Source organism: Streptomyces aureocirculatus (assembly GCF_000720475.1).
Classification (GTDB): Bacteria; Actinomycetota; Actinomycetes; order Streptomycetales; family Streptomycetaceae; genus Streptomyces; species Streptomyces aureocirculatus.
Genome location: NZ_JOAP01000062.1, coordinates 15475 through 35959, shown reverse-complemented (window position 1 = coordinate 35959; position 20485 = coordinate 15475). Strand labels below are relative to the sequence as shown.

The 20485-nt window shown below is 73.1% G+C and carries 20 protein-coding genes; 12 read left to right on the top strand and 8 right to left on the bottom strand.

Annotated elements, in window-relative coordinates; genetic code table 11:
• Positions 1-672 (bottom strand): MFS transporter (locus IG78_RS0136695; protein ID WP_283936557.1); only part of this gene is annotated, 672 nt, incomplete at its 3' end.
• 66 nt (positions 673-738) lie between these two features.
• Here IG78_RS0136695 and IG78_RS0136690 point away from each other — a divergent pair.
• Entirely contained in the window at positions 739-1431 is a 693-nt protein-coding gene (locus IG78_RS0136690; protein WP_037686462.1) for a TetR/AcrR family transcriptional regulator, read from the top strand.
• A 235-nt stretch (positions 1432-1666) separates the two neighbouring features.
• On the opposite strand, the gene IG78_RS0136685 is transcribed toward IG78_RS0136690, so the two are convergent.
• Complete coding sequence (locus tag IG78_RS0136685) at positions 1667-4501, bottom strand: alpha/beta hydrolase (protein ID WP_030572486.1); 2835 nt, start codon at positions 4499-4501, stop codon at positions 1667-1669.
• Positions 4502-4677: 176 nt separating this feature from the next.
• Here IG78_RS0136685 and IG78_RS0136680 point away from each other — a divergent pair, with 176 nt between their 5' ends.
• The 5 genes from IG78_RS0136680 (at position 4678) to IG78_RS0136660 (ending at position 8661) form a co-directional block, all read left to right on the top strand.
• Complete coding sequence (locus tag IG78_RS0136680; RefSeq protein WP_030572483.1) at positions 4678-5226, top strand: GNAT family N-acetyltransferase; 549 nt, start codon at positions 4678-4680, stop codon at positions 5224-5226.
• 424 nt (positions 5227-5650) lie between these two features.
• Positions 5651-6670 carry an ATP-grasp domain-containing protein gene (locus IG78_RS0136675; RefSeq protein WP_051853321.1) on the top strand — a complete coding sequence of 340 codons (1020 nt, stop codon included), beginning with the start codon at positions 5651-5653 and terminating at the stop codon, positions 6668-6670.
• A 95-nt stretch (positions 6671-6765) separates the two neighbouring features.
• Positions 6766-7233, top strand: coding sequence for a pyridoxamine 5'-phosphate oxidase family protein (locus IG78_RS0136670; protein ID WP_030572478.1), 468 nt, complete (start codon positions 6766-6768; stop codon positions 7231-7233).
• Between the two features lie 264 nt (positions 7234-7497).
• Positions 7498-7827, top strand: a complete 330-nt coding sequence (locus IG78_RS0136665) for a peptidase inhibitor family I36 protein (RefSeq protein ID WP_030572475.1) — start codon at positions 7498-7500, stop codon at positions 7825-7827.
• Between the two features lie 324 nt (positions 7828-8151).
• Entirely contained in the window at positions 8152-8661 is a 510-nt protein-coding gene (locus IG78_RS0136660; protein WP_157855998.1) for a PNPOx family protein, read from the top strand.
• Positions 8662-9067: 406 nt separating this feature from the next.
• On the opposite strand, the gene IG78_RS0136655 is transcribed toward IG78_RS0136660, so the two are convergent.
• The 3 genes from IG78_RS0136655 to IG78_RS0136645 form a co-directional block, all read right to left on the bottom strand.
• Positions 9068-10552 (bottom strand): aminotransferase class I/II-fold pyridoxal phosphate-dependent enzyme, encoded by a 1485-nt coding sequence (locus IG78_RS0136655; protein WP_030572469.1) that lies wholly within the window; start codon positions 10550-10552, stop codon positions 9068-9070.
• A gap of 285 nt (positions 10553-10837) precedes the next feature.
• Positions 10838-11338, bottom strand: coding sequence for a DUF3618 domain-containing protein (locus tag IG78_RS0136650; protein ID WP_030572466.1), 501 nt, complete (start codon positions 11336-11338; stop codon positions 10838-10840).
• Positions 11335-11742 carry a phage holin family protein gene (locus IG78_RS0136645; protein ID WP_030572463.1) on the bottom strand — a complete coding sequence of 136 codons (408 nt, stop codon included), beginning with the start codon at positions 11740-11742 and terminating at the stop codon, positions 11335-11337. The genes IG78_RS0136650 and IG78_RS0136645 overlap by 4 nt, the downstream gene beginning before the upstream one ends.
• Before the next feature lie 299 nt (positions 11743-12041).
• Here IG78_RS0136645 and IG78_RS43215 point away from each other — a divergent pair, with 299 nt between their 5' ends.
• Positions 12042-12425, top strand: coding sequence for a hypothetical protein (locus tag IG78_RS43215; protein WP_037703170.1), 384 nt, complete (start codon positions 12042-12044; stop codon positions 12423-12425).
• A gap of 222 nt (positions 12426-12647) precedes the next feature.
• Complete coding sequence (locus tag IG78_RS0136635; protein WP_030572458.1) at positions 12648-13523, top strand: DUF2382 domain-containing protein; 876 nt, start codon at positions 12648-12650, stop codon at positions 13521-13523.
• Positions 13524-13590: 67 nt separating this feature from the next.
• On the opposite strand, the gene IG78_RS0136630 is transcribed toward IG78_RS0136635, so the two are convergent.
• The gene (locus IG78_RS0136630) at positions 13591-14463 is read right to left on the bottom strand and encodes an undecaprenyl-diphosphate phosphatase (RefSeq protein ID WP_030572456.1); all 873 of its coding nucleotides are present in this window, start codon (positions 14461-14463) and stop codon (positions 13591-13593) included.
• Positions 14464-14716: 253 nt separating this feature from the next.
• Entirely contained in the window at positions 14717-15415 is a 699-nt protein-coding gene (locus tag IG78_RS0136625) for a TVP38/TMEM64 family protein (protein WP_030572454.1), read from the bottom strand.
• Positions 15416-15464: 49 nt separating this feature from the next.
• Between IG78_RS0136625 and IG78_RS0136620 the strand changes: the two genes are divergently transcribed.
• The 4 genes from IG78_RS0136620 to IG78_RS0136605 all read left to right on the top strand — a co-directional run bounded on the left by IG78_RS0136620 (position 15465) and on the right by IG78_RS0136605 (position 18950).
• Entirely contained in the window at positions 15465-16169 is a 705-nt protein-coding gene (locus tag IG78_RS0136620; protein ID WP_030572451.1) for a DNA alkylation repair protein, read from the top strand.
• Positions 16170-16338: 169 nt separating this feature from the next.
• Positions 16339-16494: a hypothetical protein gene (locus tag IG78_RS49755; RefSeq protein ID WP_157855997.1), complete on the top strand. Its 156-nt coding sequence runs from the start codon at positions 16339-16341 to the stop codon at positions 16492-16494.
• 119 nt (positions 16495-16613) lie between these two features.
• The gene (tuf, locus tag IG78_RS0136610; protein ID WP_030572448.1) at positions 16614-17792 is read left to right on the top strand and encodes an elongation factor Tu; all 1179 of its coding nucleotides are present in this window, start codon (positions 16614-16616) and stop codon (positions 17790-17792) included.
• A 324-nt stretch (positions 17793-18116) separates the two neighbouring features.
• Entirely contained in the window at positions 18117-18950 is an 834-nt protein-coding gene (locus IG78_RS0136605) for a spermidine synthase (RefSeq protein WP_404827764.1), read from the top strand.
• A 57-nt stretch (positions 18951-19007) separates the two neighbouring features.
• Here IG78_RS0136605 and IG78_RS0136600 read toward each other — a convergent pair whose 3' ends face one another.
• Positions 19008-20426 carry an MFS transporter gene (locus IG78_RS0136600; RefSeq protein WP_404827763.1) on the bottom strand — a complete coding sequence of 473 codons (1419 nt, stop codon included), beginning with the start codon at positions 20424-20426 and terminating at the stop codon, positions 19008-19010.
• Between the last annotated feature and the right edge of the window lie 59 nt (positions 20427-20485).

Below are 20485 nucleotides of genomic sequence, written 5' to 3'. Positions count from 1 at the left end.
GCCCCCGGCCCCGCCCCCGGCCGGGCCCCCGGCCGGGCCTACGGTGCCCATGAGCCGCCGTAGTTGCGGCAGCGCGAGCGCGGCGGCCAGCGCGACCAGCGGGAGCAGCAGGACGAACACGCCCCGCCAGGAGACCCGCTCCGAGATCACGGCCGCGATGGTCGGGCCGACCAGGGAGGGAACGGTCCAGGCGCCGGACACGAGGGCGAACATCCGCGCGCGCAGACGCTGCGGGTAGGCCAGCGAGATCACCGTGTAGGCCAGTGCCATGACGGCGCCGACGCCGAGCCCCTGGAGGAACCGCCCGGCCAGGAACACGGGCCAGTCGGGCGCGGAACCGGCGATCGCGCAGCCGACGGCGAAGACCGCGAGACCGAAGGCGAGGGGGCGGGCGGGACCGTGGCGGTCGGCGGCGCGGCCCGCGGCGACGGTGCCGATCAGATTGGCCAGCATCAGTGCGGACAGGCCCCAGCCGTAGGCGTCGAGCCCGCCGAGGCGCCCGGCGATCTCCGGCAGCACGGTCGCGACGCCCATCGACTCGAATGCGACGAGCCCGACCGAGAGGACTATTCCCCAGGTCAGGGCGGTGCGCGGGTCGGGTGGGCCCCCGGTCCCCGTGGCTGATGTCGTGCTGGACGATGCCCGCGTGGTGGATTCCTGCTCGGACGGCAAGGTAGCCCCCTCAATACGTTTCGATCCGGATCGGAACGAAACGACATGCTACCTATACTGATCGCCATGGCAACCCCGGACCCCGCAGACCGCGCCGCTCACTCACCTCGGGTGCCGGCCCGCACCGGCCGCCCCCGGGACACGCGGCTCGACGAGGCCATCCTGGAGGCGACGCTCGCGCTCCTGGAGGAGTCCGGCTACCCGCACCTGACGATGGAGGGCGTGGCGCGCCGGGCCGGGACGACCAAACCGGCCATCCGCCGCCGCTGGCCGTCCCGCCAGCACCTCGTCATCTCCGCCCTCGCGGAGACCATGGGCACCGCGCCCACCCCCGACACCGGCTGCACGCACTGCGATCTGATCCTCGGCATCGACACCCTGAGCCAGACCTTCGGCGGCAGCCTCGGACGCCGTACGCTGCCCGCGCTCGTGGCCGAACTGGCCGACGACCCGGAGCTCGACCGGGTCTTCACGGAGACGCTCTTCCGCCCCCGCAGGGCCACGACGGAGGCGGCGCTGCGCCGGGGCATCGAGCGGGGGGACATCCGTGCCGACGCCGACATCGACCTGCTCCTGGACATGCTCGGCGCCACCACGTACCACCGGGTGCTCTTCGGGCACCTGCCCGTCTCGGACACCCTGGCCCACGACGTCGTGATGGCCGTGATGGAGGGTGCCGCGACGCCGCGCTGGCGGGGGCACTATCAGCAGCAGCACGCGGACGGACAGCCGCGCGGGCACGCGGCCCGCACGGGCTGAGCCGTCAGCCGTGTCAGTTGTCGGCCGTCAGCCGTCAAACTGTCAGCCGCATCAGCCGTCGGCCGTCAAACTGTCAGCCGTCGGCCGCATCAGCCGTCAGCCGTAAGTCGTCCGGGAGGCGGGACGACGACGGTCGTGTGGACTCGTCGCCGTCCCGCCGGGGGTGCCGCACGCGTTCGGTGCGGCAACCGGTGCCGGGTCCGCGCGCCCGCGCTGGGCGGGTCCGCGCGCGCCGCTAGGACGAGTCGCGCACCGTCCCGGTGAGCGTCGGGCCCCAGCGCGGGTTCCACGACCGGTCGTAGGTGAAGAACCGGAGCCGCAGGGTTTCCTTCGGCTCCCGCACCCGGTCCTTGACGGTGGGCACGCTCACCACGACGCTGCGCTCGCCCGCCTGGACGGACGTCAGCATGTACGCCATGTCCGACACCTTCGACAGCGGGCGCTGCGGGTTCGGCGACCGGCCGAAGACTTCCTTCAGCCAGCGCTTGTCGACGTCCTTGGTGGACAGCTCCTTGCCGCCGCCGCGGACCGGCCGGATGTCGAACCCGGCCTCGATGGCGATGTCGGCCGCCGCGGACAGCGAGACGCGCCACTTCAGGGGCTTGCCCTCGGTGACGCGGTCCGCGACGGGCTTCACGGTGACCTTCGGCATCGGGTCGTCGTTCCGCACGGTCACGCCGCCGTTGTACGAACCGATCACCGCGCCGCTCACGGCCTTGGCCAGCACGTCGTGGGACACGTCCGAGCCGAAGCGCTTGTTGCCGCGCACCGTCACCGGCACCTCTACAGGACCGCCGCCCGGGCGCACCGCGATGACGCGGGTGGTGGTCTTCTGCGTGACCGGGTCGGTCACGAACAGCCGGACCTTGCCGGTGCCGTGCCCGGAGACCCGTACGGGCACCTGGTACTCGCGGACCCCGGAGTCACCCTCCTTGACATTGAGCCGACCGATGTCGACCCGCGCGAGATCGGCCGTCCCGGCGTCCGGGGTGCCGGGACGCCAGCCCCAGGCGTCCACCAGCCAGGCGCGCCCGGACCGGGTGCGCGGGGTCAGCTCCAGGGAGGTCACCTGCGTGAGGTCGAGTCCGGCGCGGGCCGCGGCGGTCAGCGGCACCCGGACCTCACGTCCCCAGTACGAGGACGTCATCTCGGTGCCGGGCAGACCGTCGACCCGGACCTCGCCCAGCTTGGACCGGTGCCCGGAGGCGTCGGTGGCCGCGACGTCGAGCCGGGTGCCCGTGGAGTTGGGCGGCACGATCACGCGCAGGGCGAGGGACTTGGAGCCCGCGAGGGACACGGGCTTCTTCGGCCGTACCTTCGTCGCGGTGCCGGACTGCGTCCAGCGCATCGCCACCGAGTGGCGGCCGGGCTCCGGCGAGGTGGCCCAGGTGGCGAAGTGCGGCGACGAGCCCTTCGTACCGGGGGAGAGGCAGGCCCGTGCGGCCCGGTGGTCCACCTGCGCGCACAGCCGGCCGCTGCCGGACACGTCGAGCGAGGTGCTCGGCACGAACGCGGGGGTGCGGTTGCCGCCGACGGCGTGTGTGAGCACCCGCGCCGGGTTCGCCGAGGGGGCGCGGCGGCCCGATCCGTCGAGCAGCGGGCGCACCCGGTCGTCACCGCCGACGAACAGCCTGGCTGCGGCGGCGATGTACGTGGATCCCGCCTTCTGCTGCTGCTTGGCCTTCAGGCGCGTCTCCTTGCCCGGCGCGCACACCGGGTCGGGCCTGCTGCCGTCGGAGTAGAAGTCGTCGGACGCGGGCGCCTGGGCCTGCCCCGGGGTCCACTCGGTGTTGAAGAAGTTGTGGTTGGCGCCCACCACATAGACCGCGCTGTGCAGGGCGGTGCCGCGGCTGACGCCACGGGTGCCGTCGGCGAAGATCTGGCCCTGGAGGTCCGACACGTCGCCGTCGCAGCCCGGCAGGATCGTCATCGACGGGACGTCGGGGGCCGGGTTCTGGCCGAAGATGGTGGGGCCGATGAGCACGGTGCCGCGGATGTTCCACCGGGCCGGGCCCGGCGCGCCGTCCTCGTCCGCCGGGGGCGGCGACAGGCTGTCGAGCGCGGCGCGGTTGACGCCCTCACCGCCACGGGAGTGGCCGACGAGCAGCACGCGGGAGGGGTCCACGGGCGCGGTGGCGCGCACGGCCGCGGGCGGAGTGCCCTGGCCCGCGGCCCAGTCCGCCCAGCGGCCGAGGTGCTGGCGCACCAGCGACGAGCGGGCCTGGGCGCCGCCGTCGGGTATGTCGTCCTGGCCGTTGATGCCGTTGGCGGATATCGACACCGTCACATAGCCCTGCGAGGCGAGGAGCTTCTGGTCGTGCAGATAGCCCCGGTAGCTGGGTATCGGCTTCTGGCCGCTCTTGCAGGGCCAGTTGCCGTCCGCGTCGTTACCGCTGTAGCAGGTGGCGTGGCGGCCGTGCAGGAACAGCGCGAGGGGCCGCTTGCCGGGGGCGCCGGTCGGTCCGACCACGGTCGCGCGCATCTCGACCGGCTCGGGGAAGCCGGGGATGCGCACCGACGGCAGGGTGTACTCGCCGCTCACCGTGCGGTATTCGCCAGGGACGCCGGGATCGACCCGGTTCTCCGGCAGGGGCGCCGAGGACGCGGCGGGCGGCGCGATCCGCGAGGGCGGGGAGACGGGCTTCGCGCCCGCGTCAAGGCGGCGCCCGCCCGCCTGCGCCTGGAGCTCGGACGGCGAACTGATCCCGGCCCCGTTCAGAGGCAGCCGGAACGTCCGCTGGTCGTCGGCCGACTCCGGGACACCGAGAAGCCGGTCGCCCGCGTAGAACTCGACGCGGGCGTCCCCCATGGGCACCCGTTCGGGCGCGTGCCAGACCAAGTGCCTTTCGGCACCGGATCCGTCGAACCGCCAGCCCTTGGGGAGGCGGTCCTCGTTGTCTCCTGACAGCGCGGGGGCTCCCGGAGCTGCCGGGTTCTGCGCCGGTGTGGCATGTCTCGGGGACGCGGGCGGTATTCGGTCGCCGGGCTGCGCGTGCGCGAGCCCAGGAACCCCCACCGCCAGCGCCAGGACCGCCGCGGCGGCGGTCACCGAGCGTGGGACATGGATCAAGACAGTCCTCCAGTTCGAGCTGTTCCGCGGCCACCTCTCCGGCGGCCGCCCCGGACCGACCCCGAAGGGTCGCCGGGTCCCTCACCTGGAGATGTCAACGGGTGGGCGAGGGTTGCCTCCTGGGGTACGCCGAACCGCTCTTGTCCGGTGTGGCCGGGGCCGCGCATCATGCGGGCATGGATGATCACCCTGTAGAGCCCCTGACCGCGGTACGGCTCGCCACGTACGGCCGGGACGACCAGAACGAGTTACTCGGCGACGGAGCCGACCCCTTCGGCGTCGCGGAGACGGGCCTGACGTGGCTGCCGAAGCAGGAGCACTTCGGTGTCCGGGCGGGGAGCCGACTCGTGGCGCACGCGGGCCTGTCGCGGGTGCCCGTGTCGATCGGCGGCACCGGGACCGAGGTGATCGGCGTCGGTGGCGTGGCCGTCGCCCCCGACGTCCGCGGCCGCGGTCTCGCGCGCACCGTCCTGACGGCGGCGCTCACCCACGCCCGCACGATGGGCCCCCGTCACGCCCTGCTCTTCTGCCGCCCGCCCCTCGTCGCCCTGTACGAGCGGCTCGGCTGGCGGACGCTGGACCAGGAGGTGTACGTACAGCAGCCCGAGGGCCCGGTGGTGATGCCCCTGCGGACGATGTGGACGCCACTGGGGTCCGGGACGGAGGGCGCGGAAGCACTGGAGTGGCCGGTGGGGGAGGTGCGGCTGCTGTCGTACCCCATGTGACGGGCGGATTCGGCGGCGTGGCGGTCCGTCGGCGGGACGGGGCCTGGACGGGGTCCCCTGGAAGGGGGCCTGGACGGTGCCCAGCGGGTCTGGGCACCGCGTGCCGCGCAGGGTGTACGTACGGGTGCACGGAAAGGGCGCACGGACAGCGCCACACGGCGCGGACCCGGAGCAGAGGAGGGGCGTGCCTGCGCCCTGGCAGTGCGCCCCGCGCGGCCCTACAGTGTGGGGCCCATGGCCCCGCGTGACGGAACGCACCCCGGCCCGCCACCGCCGGGACGACCGCCGGGTGCGGCCGGCACGGCGGCTTACGGGGTGCGATGACGCCCGGCGCGAGGCCGACAACCATCCCGCGTGATCTCCACCCGGCCCGCGCCACGGCGTGCGCGGGCCGGGTGGATACCGAGTGCCGCTGGAGGCAGCCGTGTCCGGACCGAGCGTCGCCCTGATCGCCGACCCCACGTCCCCCGAGGGCTGCCGGGAGTATCTGGCCGAGGCCATTGAGGTGCTCACCGGCGCGCCTCCGTACCGCATCGACTCCCGGCACTTCGCCCCCTGCGGCACCGGCCGTGTCCGCGAGCGTGTCGGCACCCGCTTACGCCTTGACGTCCCCGAACAGGGCCTGGAGGTGGTGCCCGACGTGGTGGTCCTGTACGAGATACCGCCGCACCGCAGGCGCTCCCTCGCCGCCTTCCAGCGACTCCTCTCCCACCACAGGACGGTGACCCTGGGCGCGGGCGTGGCGGCGTGGCGGGCGGCCACGGAGAAGGACAGGACGATGGCGTGCTTCCAGCGGGACGGCGTCGCCCACATGGACACCGTGGCCCTGTCCCGGCCCGCGGCCGACGAGGCGGTGGCCGCGTTCGAGCGGCTCGGCGGCGACGTCTGGGCCCGGCCCGTCGTCGGCACGGGCGGCAGCGACACCTTCCACGTCACCACCGAGCGCCAACTGGCCGAAGTCGCCGCGTACTACGCGCGTCGGCACAGTGCCTGGCTGCTCTCGCGTGACGCGGGGAACGTCACCGCCGACGGGCAGCGGCACCAGTTCCGCGTGTTCGTCCTCGGTGGCCGCGTCATCCATGCCCGCGAGCACATACAGGCCGCGACGGACATGCCCTGCAACACCTGCCAGGGCGCGACGGCCGTCCCCATCGCCCCGCCCGACCTGCCCCGCCGCCTCACCGACCTGGCCGTCGCGGCCACCGCGTCGGTGGGGCTGCCCTTCGCCGGAGTCGACCTGGCGATCGAGAACGGCGGGGTCGTCTTCGAGGTCAACGTCCAGCCCGCCTTCATCCCCGGCGAGTTGGAGACGGTGGCCATGCCGTACGTCCAGGCCCATCTGGACGCTTTCGACCGGGCAGCGGACAGCCGCAGGGGCCACCGCCCGGCGCGGGGCCTCCGGCACGGCGACGAGGTCCACGGGCCCTCGCCCCAGGTGGCCTAGGCCCCCTGCGCGGGGCCGGGTAGGCCTGGAGAAGTAGGCCGGATCGGGCCGGAGCCGCATGCGCGGTACGTGGACTTCCCCTTAGCGTCGCTCTCATGCGGCACATGGACAGCACTTGGCGCGACGCCCGCACCCGTACCCGCGACACCCTGGCCCGGCTGGCCCGGGAGCGGGACATATGGGTGTCGACCGCGCACCCCGAGCACGGCCCGCACCAAGTACCGCTGTGGTTCTGGTGGGACGGCGATGCGGTATGGATGTGCACCGCCGAGCGGACGGTGACCGCGCGCAACGCGCGGGCGGAGCCCCGGGTGCGGCTCGCGCTGCCGGACACGGCCGACGTGGTGCTGCTGCACGGCGACGCGGAGTGCCACGCCGCGCAGGACGTGCCGCGGGAGGCGGGGGACGGGTTCGCCGCCAAGTTCGGCTGGGACCCGCGCCGGGAGGAAGCGCCGCATCTGTACCTGCGCGTCCTGCCCACGAAGGTGCTCGCGTGGCGCAGCGAGGCGGAACACCGGGGCAGGGTCGTCCTGCGTGCGGGGGAGTGGCTGGGCCGGGGCTGAGGCGCCGGGCCCGTGCGGCTCCGACCCCGGGTCGCACACCTTCGGGTGAACGGCGGAATGTGTGACTCCGCGCATGGGCAGCCTGGCGAACGGTCCATCCGGACGCCGGTGGGACCCCGAGCAGAAAGGCCACATCCCGACATGACGAAGAAGCACACCTCCGCCGTGCCCCGGACCGCCTCCGCCCCCGGCCGGGAAGCCGCGTCCGCGCCGAGAAGGCGAAACCTCCGGCGGGCCCTCCTCGGTGGGGCGGCGGCGCTCTTGATGACCGGAAGCCTGGCCGTGGCCACGCCGGCCGGTGCGGCCGACTGTCCCTCGGGTCATTTCTGTACCTGGGAGCACGCCGACTTCGGCGGCCAGCGCGCCAACTGGTCGGGTGACGACGGCTGGTGGGAGAGCTGGATCGCCGACGAGGACTCCTCGTGGGCCAACCACGGCATCTCGGGCCCGGGCGTCAAGGACCACGTCAAGGTGTACTCGCGCGCCCACCAGGGCGGTCACATGACCATCTGCCTCACGCCGGGCCAGGAGGTCAGCCACAACGGCGCGGCCAACGACGACGGCGACTCCCACACGTGGGCGATGAGCTGCTGAGCCGACTGCCCCGACTCGGGCCCACCGCCTGCGGGTGGCGGGCCCGTTCGCGTCCGCGCAGCCACCGCCACGGCCCGCGTGATGGCGCGTCAGATCATCGTGCACGGCGGCCTTTTCGGGTCACGTCGACCTGTCAAACATAGGCCGGTCCTGTAGGGCATAGGCGGCGCGGAACCGCGTATAAGAGAAGTAGGACGTCGCGGCCCGTTGCGGTCGACCGACGGCGCGCCAACGCCCCGGACCCCGGCGTGCGCCCCCTTCCCCGGGGCGTGAGTCCCGCCCACCCGAGCCCGTCACGGGCCGGCGGCATGAGGAGGTTCGCTCGTGGCGAGCATGCGCCGTATGACGGAGGCGGAGTGCCGTGAGGTGCTTGCCCGGGCGTGGGCGGGACGGCTCGCGGTGGCCCGCCGAGGGCGTCCCTACATGGAGTTGGTCGGCCTGGTGGTGCGGGACGGGGCACCGGTCGCTCTGGTCTCGGACGCCGGTCCCGTCGCCCGGGCGCTGCCTCCCGTGGTCGCGCCTCGCCAACTGGTGGTCCTGGAAACCGACGACGCCGTCACCGCGGACGTCGTGGGCTGCGCCCAGCGGGCGGTCCGGGCGGTCACGGCGCTCGGCCGTCCCCGCTGGGTCGTGGCGACCGACGAGGTGGGCGAGTGCCGCCGTGCGGCCATCGCGCGCGGTCTGGATGTCGCACCGGACACCAACTTCCTCACGCTGACGGGCCCGGTGCTGAGCGGCGAGCACTATGTGCTGCGCTGTGTCCGCAAGGTGAGGGGCGGGGGCACCGAACCGGCGGAAAGGGCGGGCACCCGGCAGGAGATCGGCTCGCTCTGAGGAGGGGCGGCGTTGCGAGAACGCGGCGTCGGGAAGAAGGGGCGTTGCGAGAAGGCAGCGTCGAGAAGATACGGCCGGGATCGTGCTTCAGGGCAGCGAGGTCGCGGTCCCGGCTCTTCTCTCCTCGGGGGCGGCTCCCGCCCACCCCCGAGGAGAGGGCAGCGGTGCGAGGACGCCCGGCGGAGGGGGAGCCGCCACGTCCTCGCACCTGCGGCCGCCGCCCCCGCCGACGAACGGCGGCGACCGCCCGGGGGGTACGCCCGTCTCACCAGCGTGCACCCACCGAACGGAAAAAGCTCCACCCTTGCCTACACAACGTGCCGAGAAAGCCAAAATAGGTAACTCGGGGGCACATGGGGCACGAGTGACTACGTACAGTGACTAGCGGTGTTGCGGAAGTCGGCGGTCACGAGGCGTCGAGACCTTCCACCACGACACGTACGGTTCCCAGCGAGCCGTCCGCCGCGTCCGGAAGGTTCATCCCGGCGGCCACGCCCGAGCGCAGGTAGTCGAGGACCGGCGCGGTGAGCCGCTCGCCGGGCAGGACGGCGGGGATGCCGGGCGGGTACGGGGTGATCATCTCGGCGGCGACGCGCCCTTCGGCCTTGGCGAAGGAAACGTCCTCGACGGTGCCGAAATAGGCGTCGCGGGGTGTGAGGACCTGCTCCAGACGGAGTTCGGCGGGCTCGGGCACCTCCACGCGTGTGGGCCTCGGCAGTTCGGACGCGGCGCGGGCGAGGGCGGTGAGGGCCTGGAGCAGGGGCCGGGTGGTCTCCTCGCTGTCGGCGTGGGTGAGTTGGGTGTTGATGCGCCGGTGGTCGGCGAGGTGGACGTCGATGGCGTACTGCTCGCGCAGCCAGTCCGCCGCCTGGTAGCCCGTGATGCCGAGCCCCGCGACCTCGATGACCACCGGAAGCGGATCGAAGTCGTCGGCGAGGCCGGGGCCGCAGAAGTCGTCCCGGCCGTTGACGTGCAGCCCGTCGATTGCCTCGATCGCCGCCCGTACCTCGTGGGCGTGGTCCAGGGCCCGGCCGAGTAGCTGTTCGCCGCGCAGCGCCATCTGGCGCCGCCAGCCGTCGAGCCCGGCATAGAGGAGGACGGAGGGGCTGGTGGTGCCGAGCAGATCGGCCCGGCTCTCCAGGACGTGCGGTTCGATCAGGTCGCCCTGGAGGTGGAAGACGGAGCCCTGCTCCAGGCCGCTGCCCATCTTGTGGATGCTGGTCACACAGACGTCCGCGCCCGCGTCCATGGCCCACTTGGGCAGATCCGGGTGGAAGGGCAGGTGCGCGCCCCAGGCCTCGTCCACGACGAGGGGCACGGAGCGGCTGTGGCAGACCCGCGCCACTCCCTCCAGGTCGGCGCAACTGCCGTACGGAGTGGGGCTGGTGATCAAGGCGCCCTTGGCGTCGGGGTGGGCGCGGAACGCCGCCTCGTAGTCCTCGGCGGCGGGCGCGTGCGCGAGATGGCGCTCCGCGTCCCAGCGGGGCTCCACCCACACCGGGTGGATGCCGGAGAGGACGAGACCGGAGACGACGGACTTGTGCGCGTCCCTGCCCACCAGGAGCTTGGTGTGCGGGCCCGCGACGGACAGCATCGCCGCCTTGACCGAGAGCGAGCTGCCGCAGGTCGAGAAGAACGTGTGGGACGCGTGCACGGCGTCGGCCATCAGCGTTTCGGCACGCTCCAGGACGGCCGCCCTGGTCAGCCGGTCGTCCATGCCTCCGGACGCGAGCAGGTCTCCGTGGAAGACCGCGTCCCCGAGCACCTCGCGGACCCGGGGGTCGGCGCCGCGGGCCTGTTTGTGGCCCGGGGGCGTGAACGCCAGGTGGCCGTGTTCGCGGTACGCGGCCAGAGCCTCGAGAACGGGAGCCTGAGAGTGATCGACTGACATGCGATACGGCTTCCCCGGGGTCGCGAGGGGCAACCGATGCGATCGTCGGCTTTCCCACTGTCGGCCGTACCGGGCCCGGCCGGGGGCAGGCATACCGCCGTACCCCCCGGCCGACCCGGCGCGAATTCGCACACCGTGTGCGGTGTCACGCGGCTTACGTCACGCGTGCGGCGTCACGTGCCTCACGTCATCCGTGCGGTGTCACGTGGCTTATGTCACCCGTGCGGCAGCACGCGTGCGGCACCGACCGCCGGGCGTCACGCGTCGGCCGACATGCCACCGACGTCACGCCTTGGAGCCCCGTCGGGCCAGCCACACCACGGCGATCCCCGCCGCGGCGGCAAGGAGCAGGGCGCGGTGGTCGCGCGCGACGCGGGCCCCTTGGGCCGCCTTCTCGCGCACCGGTTCGGGCGCCCTGTCCTGCACCTGGTGCACGGCTTCGGCAGCCTTCGTCCGGGCCTGCGCCGCCTTGTCGCGCACGGGTTCCGGCACCCTGTCCTGCACCTGGTGCACGGCTTCGGCAGCCTTGGCCTTGAGCTGTTCCGTCTTGGCGGCGGCCTGTTCCTTCACTTCGGTGGCCTTGGCCGCGGCCTGTTCCTTGACCTCCGTGGCCTTGGCCCCGGCCTGTTCCTTCACCTCGGTGGCCTTCTCGCCGGCGCGGGCCTTCACATCCGCCTTCGCGGCCAGGGCTTCGACCGTGTGCCCCAGCTCGGTGCGCGTGTGCTCGACCTGCTCGCGCAGCTCTTCGGGGGTGGCGGGGGCCTTCTCCGGGGGCGGCTTGCTCATCGGTGTGCACTCTCCTTGATCTCGGCCACGTCGGCCTTCACGTTCTGGATCGTCTGCTCGGGCGCGGGCGGGGCTGCCTCGCTGATCTCCTTCTTGCCGGTGCGGGCGAGGACGGCGGCGACTACGCCGAGGACGCCGCCGACGATCAGCGCGGCGGCCCACACGGGCAGCGGCACGGCGAGGCCGGCGATCGCCGCGGCCACCAGGGCCTGAAGGGTGAGGAAGCCGACGAGACCGGCGCCGCCGAAGAGACCGCCGCCCTTGCCGTAGTGCCGCCCCTTCTCCTTCATCTCCGCCTGCGCCAGGCGGAGCTCGCCGCGCACCAGCTCCGTCAACTGCTGCGACGCGCGCTGTACGAGCTCACCCACCGGTTCGCTGCCCGACTGCGGCGCCGACCCGCTCATGGGTTGGGACACCGGTTCATCCAACGGCGATGAACCGGTGTCGTACGTGGGCCGCTCCGTCTTCGGGAGCGGGCTGTGCGGACCATTGACCGTCATGGCGATCACCTCCCGTCTCGTCGCCCGGCCTCAGGCGCGGGCGCACCTGACTGCGGACAGGTCCCGAGTACCCCGGAAGGAGCCCTTCAGCCTTCGCGGTACGAGAACCGGAATACGTCACGAGACCTTCACAGAGCCAGCATGCTGCCGTACGCAGTGCTGGGCACCCGGGAAACGTGTCTGCCGGGAGGGAGCCCGGAACCGTGATTGTTGTCGCGTGCCTGCTGCTGCCGTTGGTCGGGCTGCTGTTGTACGGCATGGACCGGATCGAGGAACGACTCATGCGGGGGTCGGCGCCGGAGGCGGATGCGCCACGGCACGCACGCCGCCGCCATCTGCGTCTTGTGCGCGGCGGCCACCGGCACGCCGCCGAGGGGCCACCCGCGACGGATGCGCCCGCGACGCAGGCGCACGGGACCGAAGCGTCCGCGACGCAGGCGCACGGGACGGAAGCGCCCGCCGCGGGAGCGCCCTCCCGCGCCTCTTCCGACGTGTCACCGTCGGACCGGCGTCGCGCTCACGGCCGCGGCCGCGCTCACGGCCGCCGGCGTGAGCGTCGCGACCGGCGCCTGCACACCGCCGCTTGAGGCCACCGAGGGGTCACCCGTTCGGCCTAATCCGGGATGTGCCGTCTGCGGCCTGGCACAGGGGCACCCCGGCGGCGCAGCAGGTGGGACCTGCCGCCGTGCCGCGACTCTGCGTGACATCCGGCGTTGCGGCGTGCCCGGCCCCCATGCGTGATGGAGGTGAGGCGCGCGGTGCCCGCGGCGAAGTCTTCGCCCGCCGCTTGCCCAAGGGAGTGATCACCCATGCCGCAGGGCGACGTCTTCGGCACACCCGAGGCTCTCACCGGGCTCACGGCCTACGACAGGACCGGTGACAAGATCGGCAGCGTCCAGCAGGTCTACCTCGACGACCAGACCGGTCGGCCGGAGTGGGTCACGGTCAAAACCGGCCTGTTCGGCATGAAGGAGAGCTTCGTCCCGCTCGCGGGCGCCCACCGCGAGGGCGAGAACCTCAAGGTGGCCTGCACGAAGGACGTGGTCAAGGAGGCGCCGCGAGTCGACGCCGACCAGCACCTCGACCCCTCCCAGGAGCGCGAGCTGTACGCCCACTACGGCCTGGCGCCGACGCAGGCCACACCGCGCGCGGGCATGGGCAACGGCCCCACGGCGCAGCGACCGGCCGCGGCCGACCCGGGTCTCGCGTCCGCCGCGGGCAGCCAGGGCCGGCACACCGGGGCGCGTGAGTACGCCATGCGCGGCGGCGACCGCGGCGAGGACAAGCACGAGATGACGCTCTCCGAAGAGGAGCTGCGCGTCGGCACGCAGGAGGAGGTGGTCGGCCGGGCCCGCCTGCGCAAGGTCGTCGTGACCGAGGACGTGACCACCTCCGTCCCCGTGTCCCACGAGGAGGTCCGCGTCGTACGCGAGCCCATCCGTGAGGGCGAGCAGACCCGCGGCGCCAAGATCGGCGAGGAGGAGACGGAGGTCACCCTGCACGCCGAGAAGCCGGTGGTGCGCAAGGAGACCAAGCCGGTCGAGCGGGTGCGCCTGGAGACCGAGAGGGTCACGGAGACGCAGGAGATCTCGGACAAGGTCCGCAAGGAGCGGGCCGAGTACGACGACCCGAAGGGCGGCACCCGGGGCACCCGGGGCCGGGACCCCAAGGGCCCGCGGCACTGACCGGGGACCTGCCCACCGGTTGTGCGCGAGCTCCCTCCGCCCCACGGGCGGAGGGAGCTCGCGCACGTCACTCGGCCGACTCGCCCGCGTGCGGGCTCAGTTCGCCCATGCCCACGAGCACGAACAGCACGATGCCGAGCAGGATGCGGTAGTAGACGAACGGCATGAAGCTCTTGGTCGTGATGAACTTCATGAACCACGCGATCACTGCGTAACCGACGATGAACGCGATGATCGTGGCGAAGACGGTGGGGCCCCACGAGACGTGCCCCTCGCCCGCGTCCTTGAGTTCGAAGACGCCGGAGGCCAGGACGGCCGGGATGGCGAGGAGGAAGGAATAGCGGGCCGCGGCCTCACGGGTGTACCCCATGAGCAGGCCGCCGCTGATGGTGGCGCCGGAGCGGGAGACGCCGGGTACGAGGGCCATGGCCTGGCAGATGCCGAAGATCAGGCCGTCCCGTACGCCCAGGTCCTTGAGGCCCTTGCGGTGGCGCACGGCACGGTGCTTGCCGCCGGTCTCGTCGCGGGCGGCGAGGCGGTCGGCGATGCCGAGGACGATGCCCATGACGATGAGTGTGGTGGCGATGAGCCGCAGATCGCGGAACGGGCCCTCGATCTGGTCCTTGAACGTGACGCCGAGGACTCCGATCGGGATGGAGCCGACGATGACCAGCCAGCCCATCTGCGCGTCGTGGTCGGACCGCGGCACCTTGCCGACGAGCGACCCGGTCCACGCCGCGATGATCCGGCCGATGTCCTTGCGGAAGTAGATGAGGACGGCTGCCTCGGTGCCGATCTGAGTGATCGCGGTGAACGCGGCACCCGGATCGTGCCAGCCGGCGAACGCCGCGGTCAGCCGCAGATGCGCGCTGGAGGAGATCGGAAGGAACTCGGTCAGTCCTTGGACGAGTCCGAGGATGAACGATTCGAGCCAAGACATGAAAACCGCGCCGTCCAGTAACTGATCGAGGACCCAAGGGGGCGGCGGACGATCAGGCTCGTCCCGCCGGGGGGCAGCGTAGCGGCCCAAGATGAAGTTTCTGGCGCGAGGGCTGCCCCAAAGGGGCGCGGGGAACTGCGCGCTCAGCGCACGACAGGCCGCAGACGCGTCTGCTCAGTGACCCGGCAGACGCGTCTGCGGCTTTTCGTGGGTTGCTCGCGCAGTTCCCCGCGCCCCTTTGGGGGGGGCACGCTCAGCGCAGGTGGTGGCGCTTGCACCAGGCGACGACCGCCCCGGCGAGCCCGGTCACCGCGATGAACCCCATGGCGATGAGGAAGACGGGCGACGTGGGCGTCGACGCCCGCGCACCGGCTATGACGTACGCCGCCGTGTTCGGGATCGAGCCGATGCCCGTGGCGAGCAGGAAGGGCAGCCAGCCCATGCGGGACACCGCGGCGCAGTAGTTGGCCGCCGCGAACGGCACGCCGGGGAAGAGCCGGACCGCGAGCATCGAGCGGAACCCGTGCTTGCTCAACTGGCCGTCGGCAGCCTTCAGCCAGCGGCCGCGCAGCAGTGGCCGCAGCGCGTCCTGCCCGAGGACGCGGCCGAGGCCGAACGACACCCCCGCCCCGAGGACCGTGCCCGCGATCGCCGCGGGCAGCCCGGCCTGCGAACCGAACAGCGCGCCCGCCGCCAGGTTGAGCAGCGGCCGCGGCACGAACGCGACCGTGCAGATGCCGTAGGCGAGGGCGAAGACGCATACCGCCGCGGCGCCGCCCAACTGCGGTGGCCAGCCGTCCGCGAGGAGCCGCTGCGGCTCGAAGAGCAGCACGCCCGCACCGGCCGCGGCCAGTACGAGGACGAGCAGGGAGAGGCGCGACCACGGTGAGAGCAGCACCCGGGTGCAGCGCACGGCGAGGCCCGGCGTCGGGGCGGCAGCGGTGTGGAGCATCCGGGGAGACTAGCCGACCAGTGTGACTGATCGCCGTATGGTGCGTCTCATGCGCGTCACAGTCCCGCACAGTCCGCTGGCCGACACCCTCCTCGAACGCCTCACCGCGCGCTGCGCGGAGGCCGCCGATCCGGTGCGGGCCGCGGACATGCGCGCGTACATGAAGGACATCGCGCCGTTCCTCGGGATCACCTCGCCCGCACGGCACGAGGTGTCCCGGGCCGTCATCGCCGGGATGCCCCGCCCCGACGAGATGGACTGCGCCGCGCTCGCGCTGCGCTGCTGGCGGCTGCCCGAGCGCGAGTACCAGTACTTCGCCGTCGACTACCTGCGGCGGTACGCGGGAAGCTGCTCGTCCGGGTTCCTGCCCGTGGCACGCCACCTGGTGACGACCCGGTCCTGGTGGGACACCGTCGACGCGCTCGCGGCGCACGTCGTCGGCTCCCTCGTCGCCGCGGACCCCGGGCTCGCGGTCGAGATGGACGCCTGGATCGAGGACGACGACCTGTGGGCGGTGCGGACGGCACTGCTCCACCAGTTGCGGTACAAGGACGCCACGGACGCCGACCGCCTCTTCGCGTACTGCGCACGGCAGGCGGCGCACCCCGACTTCTTCGTGCGCAAGGCGATCGGATGGTGTCTGCGCGAGTACGCGAAGACGGATCCGGACGCGGTACGCGACTTCGTCGCCCGGCACAGGGGTGTGCTCGCCCCGCTGTCGGTGCGGGAGGCCCTCAAGAACATCGGAGCCTGAGCACGGGGGTTCGAACACCGGAGCTGAACACCGGAGCTGAACACCGGAGCTTGAACACCGGAGCCTGAACGCTGGAGCCCGACGCGTCACCGGTGGCCTGTGGTGCCCGACGTGCCCCTGTGGCCGCCGGGTCGGGGAAATTGATTCGACGCGCGGCACCTCGTCGGTAATGATCGTCGACATGTTCCGGTACGCCTCCTTCGCCCCGCCGTCCGCAGTCGCGGACGCGGTCGAGGCTGCCGTCACGCCGCCCGGCGCACTGGTCACGGCCTCGCTCGCCGCGATCGCACCGGCCGTCCTTCCTGCCGACGGCACCCGAAGCTGACCCTCTCCGGACATTCCGGCGGACCCCGCAGGGGGAGGGTCGGCCAGGCCCCAGGGGTCCCCGTCCGCCGCCGTCCGTGCCGCGGGCCACACCTTTCGAGTTCCGAGGCAGGAACCGCCATGTCCAAGACCGCTTACGTACGCACCAAGCCGCATCTGAACATCGGCACCATGGGCCATGTCGACCACGGCAAGACCACCCTGACCGCCGCCATCACCAAGGTCCTCAGCGAGCGCGGCACCGGCACGTTCGTGCCCTTCGACCGCATCGACCGCGCCCCCGAGGAGGCGCAGCGCGGCATCACCATCAACATCGCCCACGTCGAGTACGAGACCGACACCCGCCACTACGCCCACGTCGACATGCCGGGCCACGCCGACTACGTGAAGAACATGGTCACCGGTGCGGCGCAGCTCGACGGCGCGATCCTCGTGGTGTCCGCGGTGGACGGCATCATGCCGCAGACCGCCGAGCACGTGCTGCTCGCCCGGCAGGTCGGCGTCGACCACATCGTCGTGGCCCTGAACAAGGCCGACGCGGGCGACCCGGAGCTGACCGACCTCGTCGAGCTCGAGGTGCGGGAGCTGCTCTCCGCCCACGGGTACGGTGGCGACGCGGTGCCGGTGGTCCGGGTCTCCGGGCTCAAGGCCCTCGCGGGGGAGCCGCGCTGGACGACGGCGATCGAGGCGCTGCTCGACGCGGTCGACACCTATGTGCCGATGCCGGAGCGCTATGTGGACGCGCCCTTCCTCCTTCCCGTGGAGAACGTCCTGACCATCACGGGCCGGGGCACGGTCGTCACCGGGGCCGTCGAGCGGGGCGCCGTCCGCGTCGGCGACCGCGTGCAGATCCTCGGCGGTGCCGACGGTGACAGCGAGACGGTCGTCACCGGCCTGGAGACCTTCGGCAAGCCGATGGACTCCGCGCAGGCCGGCGACAACGTCGCGCTGCTGCTGCGCGGGGTGGCGCGCGACGCGGTCCGGCGCGGTCACGTGGTCGCCGCGCCCGGCAGTGTCCGGCCGAGTCGCCGCTTCACCGCGCAGGTGTACGTCCTCTCGGCCCGCGAGGGCGGCCGCACCACCCCGGTGTCGACCGGTTACCGGCCACAGTTCTACATCCGCACCGCGGACGTGGTCGGCGACATCGACCTGGGCGACGCGGCCGTCGCCCGGCCCGGTGACACGGTCTCCCTGACCGTCGAACTCGGCCGTGACATCCCCCTGGAGCCCGGCCTCGGCTTCGCGATCCGGGAGGGCGGCAGGACGGTGGGCGCGGGAACCGTGACGGAAGTCGGCTGACCCCGACTCCCGTTCCGGCCCCGGCCGGGGGACCGGCCCCGATCACGTCGGGCCCGGTCCCGACACCGTCGGACCGGTCCCGTCACCACCGGCCCGGCCGGAGGCTCGCGCGGCGGTCGGGCGGCAGGCCGCGGCGGGCACAATGGAGCCGTGAACGAGCCCGCCGACCCGACAGGACCCGACCCGACAGGACCCGACCGGACCGGACCCGAGCCGATACCGGGGCCCGAGCCGCTGCCTGCGGCGGAGCCGAACCCGGGGCCTGGGCCGACGTCCGTGGCGGAGCCGCACCCGGGGGCCGAGTCGCTACCCGTGGCGGAGCCGATGGCCGTTACCCGTGTCGTCGATCACGGCACCGCCAAGTTGCTTCCCGACGTGGACCGGGAGCGGGCCTGGCTTCTCACCGTGGACGGTGCCCCCCAGTCGTACGTCGACCTGGACGCGCCCACGTACCTGGAGTTCGAGTACGCCCGCAGGCTCGCGCACGCCCTGGACACCGCAGCCGCCCCCGGGCGGCCGCTCGACGTCGTCCACCTCGGCGGTGGCGCGCTCACGCTGCCGCGCTATGTGGCCGCGACCAGAGCCGGTTCACGCCAGGACGTGGTCGAGGCGGACCGCGGACTGCTGCGGCTCGTCGTCGAGAAGCTGCCGCTGCCCGCGGACTCCGGTATCGCGGTGCACGGCGCCGACGCCCGCGCCTGGGTGGAGGCGGCCCCCGAGGGCAGCGCGGACGTCGTCGTGGGGGATGTGTTCGGCGGCTCCCGGGTGCCCGCGCACCTCACGTCGGACGCCTACGCCGCGGCCGTGCGCCGGGTGCTGCGGGCCGACGGCTGCTACGTCGCGAACCTGGCCGACGGCAGCCCCTTCACCTTCCTCCGCTCCCAACTGGCCACCTTCGCCGCAGCCTTCGACGAGCTGGCCCTCATCGCCGAGCCCGGACTGCTGCGCGGCCGCCGCTTCGGCAACGCGGTGCTGCTCGCCGGGCACGAGCCCCTCGACCTGGCGGCCCTCGTGCGGCGCACCGCCGCGGACGCGTTCCCCGCGCGCGTGGTGCACGGCGACGCGCTGCGGAAGTTCATCGGCGACGCGCAGGCGGTACGGGACGCGGAGGCCGTCCCGTCCCCGGAACCGCCGGACGGGGCGTTCAGCGTCGGCTGACCGGAGCGGGCCGCACAGCCGGGGCCCCGGATCCGTCCAACTCAGCCGGTGGGCGGTTCAGCCGGTGGGCGGCTTGGCCAAAGGCCCCGCCTCGAAGACCTCGGCCCCCGGGACCGCCTCGGCCCCCGGGACCGCCTCGGCCCCCGGGACCGCCTCGGCCCCCGGGACCGCCTCCGCCCCCGCGGCCGCCCGCGCCCCCAAGCTCGCCTGGGCCCCGGGGCCCGCCTGCGCGTTCGTGGCCACCACGTCCCTCGTACGGCGCCTGAGGTTCCGTACGTCCGGGACGCACAGCACCGCCGCCGTCACCACGATCACGAGTGCCGCGCAGCCCCACAGGGAGGCCGAGCGGCCGAAGGTCTGCTCGGCGGGGCCCGCGAGGGCGGTGGCGAGCGGGACCATGGCGATCGAGCCGAACCAGTCGTACGCCGCGACCCGCGACAGCTTCTCCTCCGGGATCTCCTGGTGCATGGCCGTCATCCAGGAGACGCCGAACACCTCGATCGCGACGCCGCTGACGAACATCACCGCCGCGAGCCCCGCCACCGGCAGCGGCACCGCGAGCGCCGCGGAGGGTGCGGCCAGCGGGAAGACGCACAACGTACCGGCGAAAAGGAGCCGCCGCGGCTTCCAGCGCATCATCAGGAACGCGCCGCCCACGGTGCCCGCGCCGAACGCCCCGAGCGCGAGCCCCCAGGGCCCCGCACCCCCTAGCTCGTCCTCGGCGACCAGCGGTCCGAACACCGACTCGGCGGCACCGACGACCGCCACCACCACCGAGAACTGCGCCACGATCGTCCACAGCCAGGTACGTCCGGTGAACTCCCGCCAGCCGTCGCGCAGATCGGCGAGCAGCCCGCCGCCGGGTTCGCGGTCCGGTATGTGGCCGACGTCGAGGAAGACCCGCAGCGCTCCCGCGAGGGCGAACGCCACCGCGTCCACGGCGAGCACCCAGCCGGGCCCGACGACCGCGACGAGCAGGCCGCCGAGCGCGGCGCCGCCGAGGCCGGCGCCCTGCATCGCCATCCGGTAGAGGGCGAACGCGCGGCTCGCCTGCTCGCCGCTGACCGACGAGAGCAGCATGCCTTCGGAGGCGGGCCCGAAGAAGGCCTGGCCGGTGCCACCGAGGGCGGTGAGTAGCATCATCTGCCACAACTGGGGGTCACCGGCGAGCACGACGGCCGCGAAGGCGGCCTGCGAGACGCAGTTGAGGGCGTTGGCGGCGACCATGACGCGGTGGCGCGGCAGCCGGTCGGCCACCGCGCCGCCGATGAGCAGGAACAGCACGAGCGGCAGCGTGCGGGCCGCCGCCACCAGGCCCACGTCGCCGCCGTCCCCGCCCGCGTCGAGCACCGCGAACGCCGCCGCGATCAGCGCACCGTGGCCACCCAGATTCGTGATGATCGCGGCGGCGGTGAGAAGGGTGTAGTTGCGGCCTGCCCAGGAGGGGTGGCGGCCGACGTCGGGAGAGGTCACCACGGGACTATCCCCGCGGCGGCACCTCCTTGCCGAACCGATTTCCCCGGCCGCCCGTCGGC

What these genes read in the sequence shown, in the direction of transcription:
- IG78_RS0136690 (WP_037686462.1), top strand. Translation starts at nt 739, where the DNA reads ATGGCAACCCCGGACCCCGCAGACCGCGCCGCTCACTCACCTCGGGTG.
- IG78_RS0136680 (WP_030572483.1), top strand. Translation starts at nt 4,678, where the DNA reads ATGGATGATCACCCTGTAGAGCCCCTGACCGCGGTACGGCTCGCCACG.
- IG78_RS0136670 (WP_030572478.1), top strand. Translation starts at nt 6,766, where the DNA reads ATGCGGCACATGGACAGCACTTGGCGCGACGCCCGCACCCGTACCCGC.
- IG78_RS0136665 (WP_030572475.1), top strand. Translation starts at nt 7,498, where the DNA reads ATGACCGGAAGCCTGGCCGTGGCCACGCCGGCCGGTGCGGCCGACTGT.
- IG78_RS0136655 (WP_030572469.1), bottom strand. Translation starts at nt 10,552, where the DNA reads ATGTCAGTCGATCACTCTCAGGCTCCCGTTCTCGAGGCTCTGGCCGCG.
- IG78_RS0136650 (WP_030572466.1), bottom strand. Translation starts at nt 11,338, where the DNA reads ATGAGCAAGCCGCCCCCGGAGAAGGCCCCCGCCACCCCCGAAGAGCTG.
- IG78_RS0136645 (WP_030572463.1), bottom strand. Translation starts at nt 11,742, where the DNA reads ATGAGCGGGTCGGCGCCGCAGTCGGGCAGCGAACCGGTGGGTGAGCTC.
- IG78_RS0136635 (WP_030572458.1), top strand. Translation starts at nt 12,648, where the DNA reads ATGCCGCAGGGCGACGTCTTCGGCACACCCGAGGCTCTCACCGGGCTC.
- IG78_RS0136630 (WP_030572456.1), bottom strand. Translation starts at nt 14,463, where the DNA reads ATGTCTTGGCTCGAATCGTTCATCCTCGGACTCGTCCAAGGACTGACC.
- IG78_RS0136625 (WP_030572454.1), bottom strand. Translation starts at nt 15,415, where the DNA reads ATGCTCCACACCGCTGCCGCCCCGACGCCGGGCCTCGCCGTGCGCTGC.
- IG78_RS0136620 (WP_030572451.1), top strand. Translation starts at nt 15,465, where the DNA reads ATGCGCGTCACAGTCCCGCACAGTCCGCTGGCCGACACCCTCCTCGAA.
- IG78_RS49755 (WP_157855997.1), top strand. Translation starts at nt 16,339, where the DNA reads ATGATCGTCGACATGTTCCGGTACGCCTCCTTCGCCCCGCCGTCCGCA.
- tuf (WP_030572448.1), top strand. Translation starts at nt 16,614, where the DNA reads ATGTCCAAGACCGCTTACGTACGCACCAAGCCGCATCTGAACATCGGC.
- IG78_RS0136605 (WP_404827764.1), top strand. Translation starts at nt 18,117, where the DNA reads ATGGCCGTTACCCGTGTCGTCGATCACGGCACCGCCAAGTTGCTTCCC.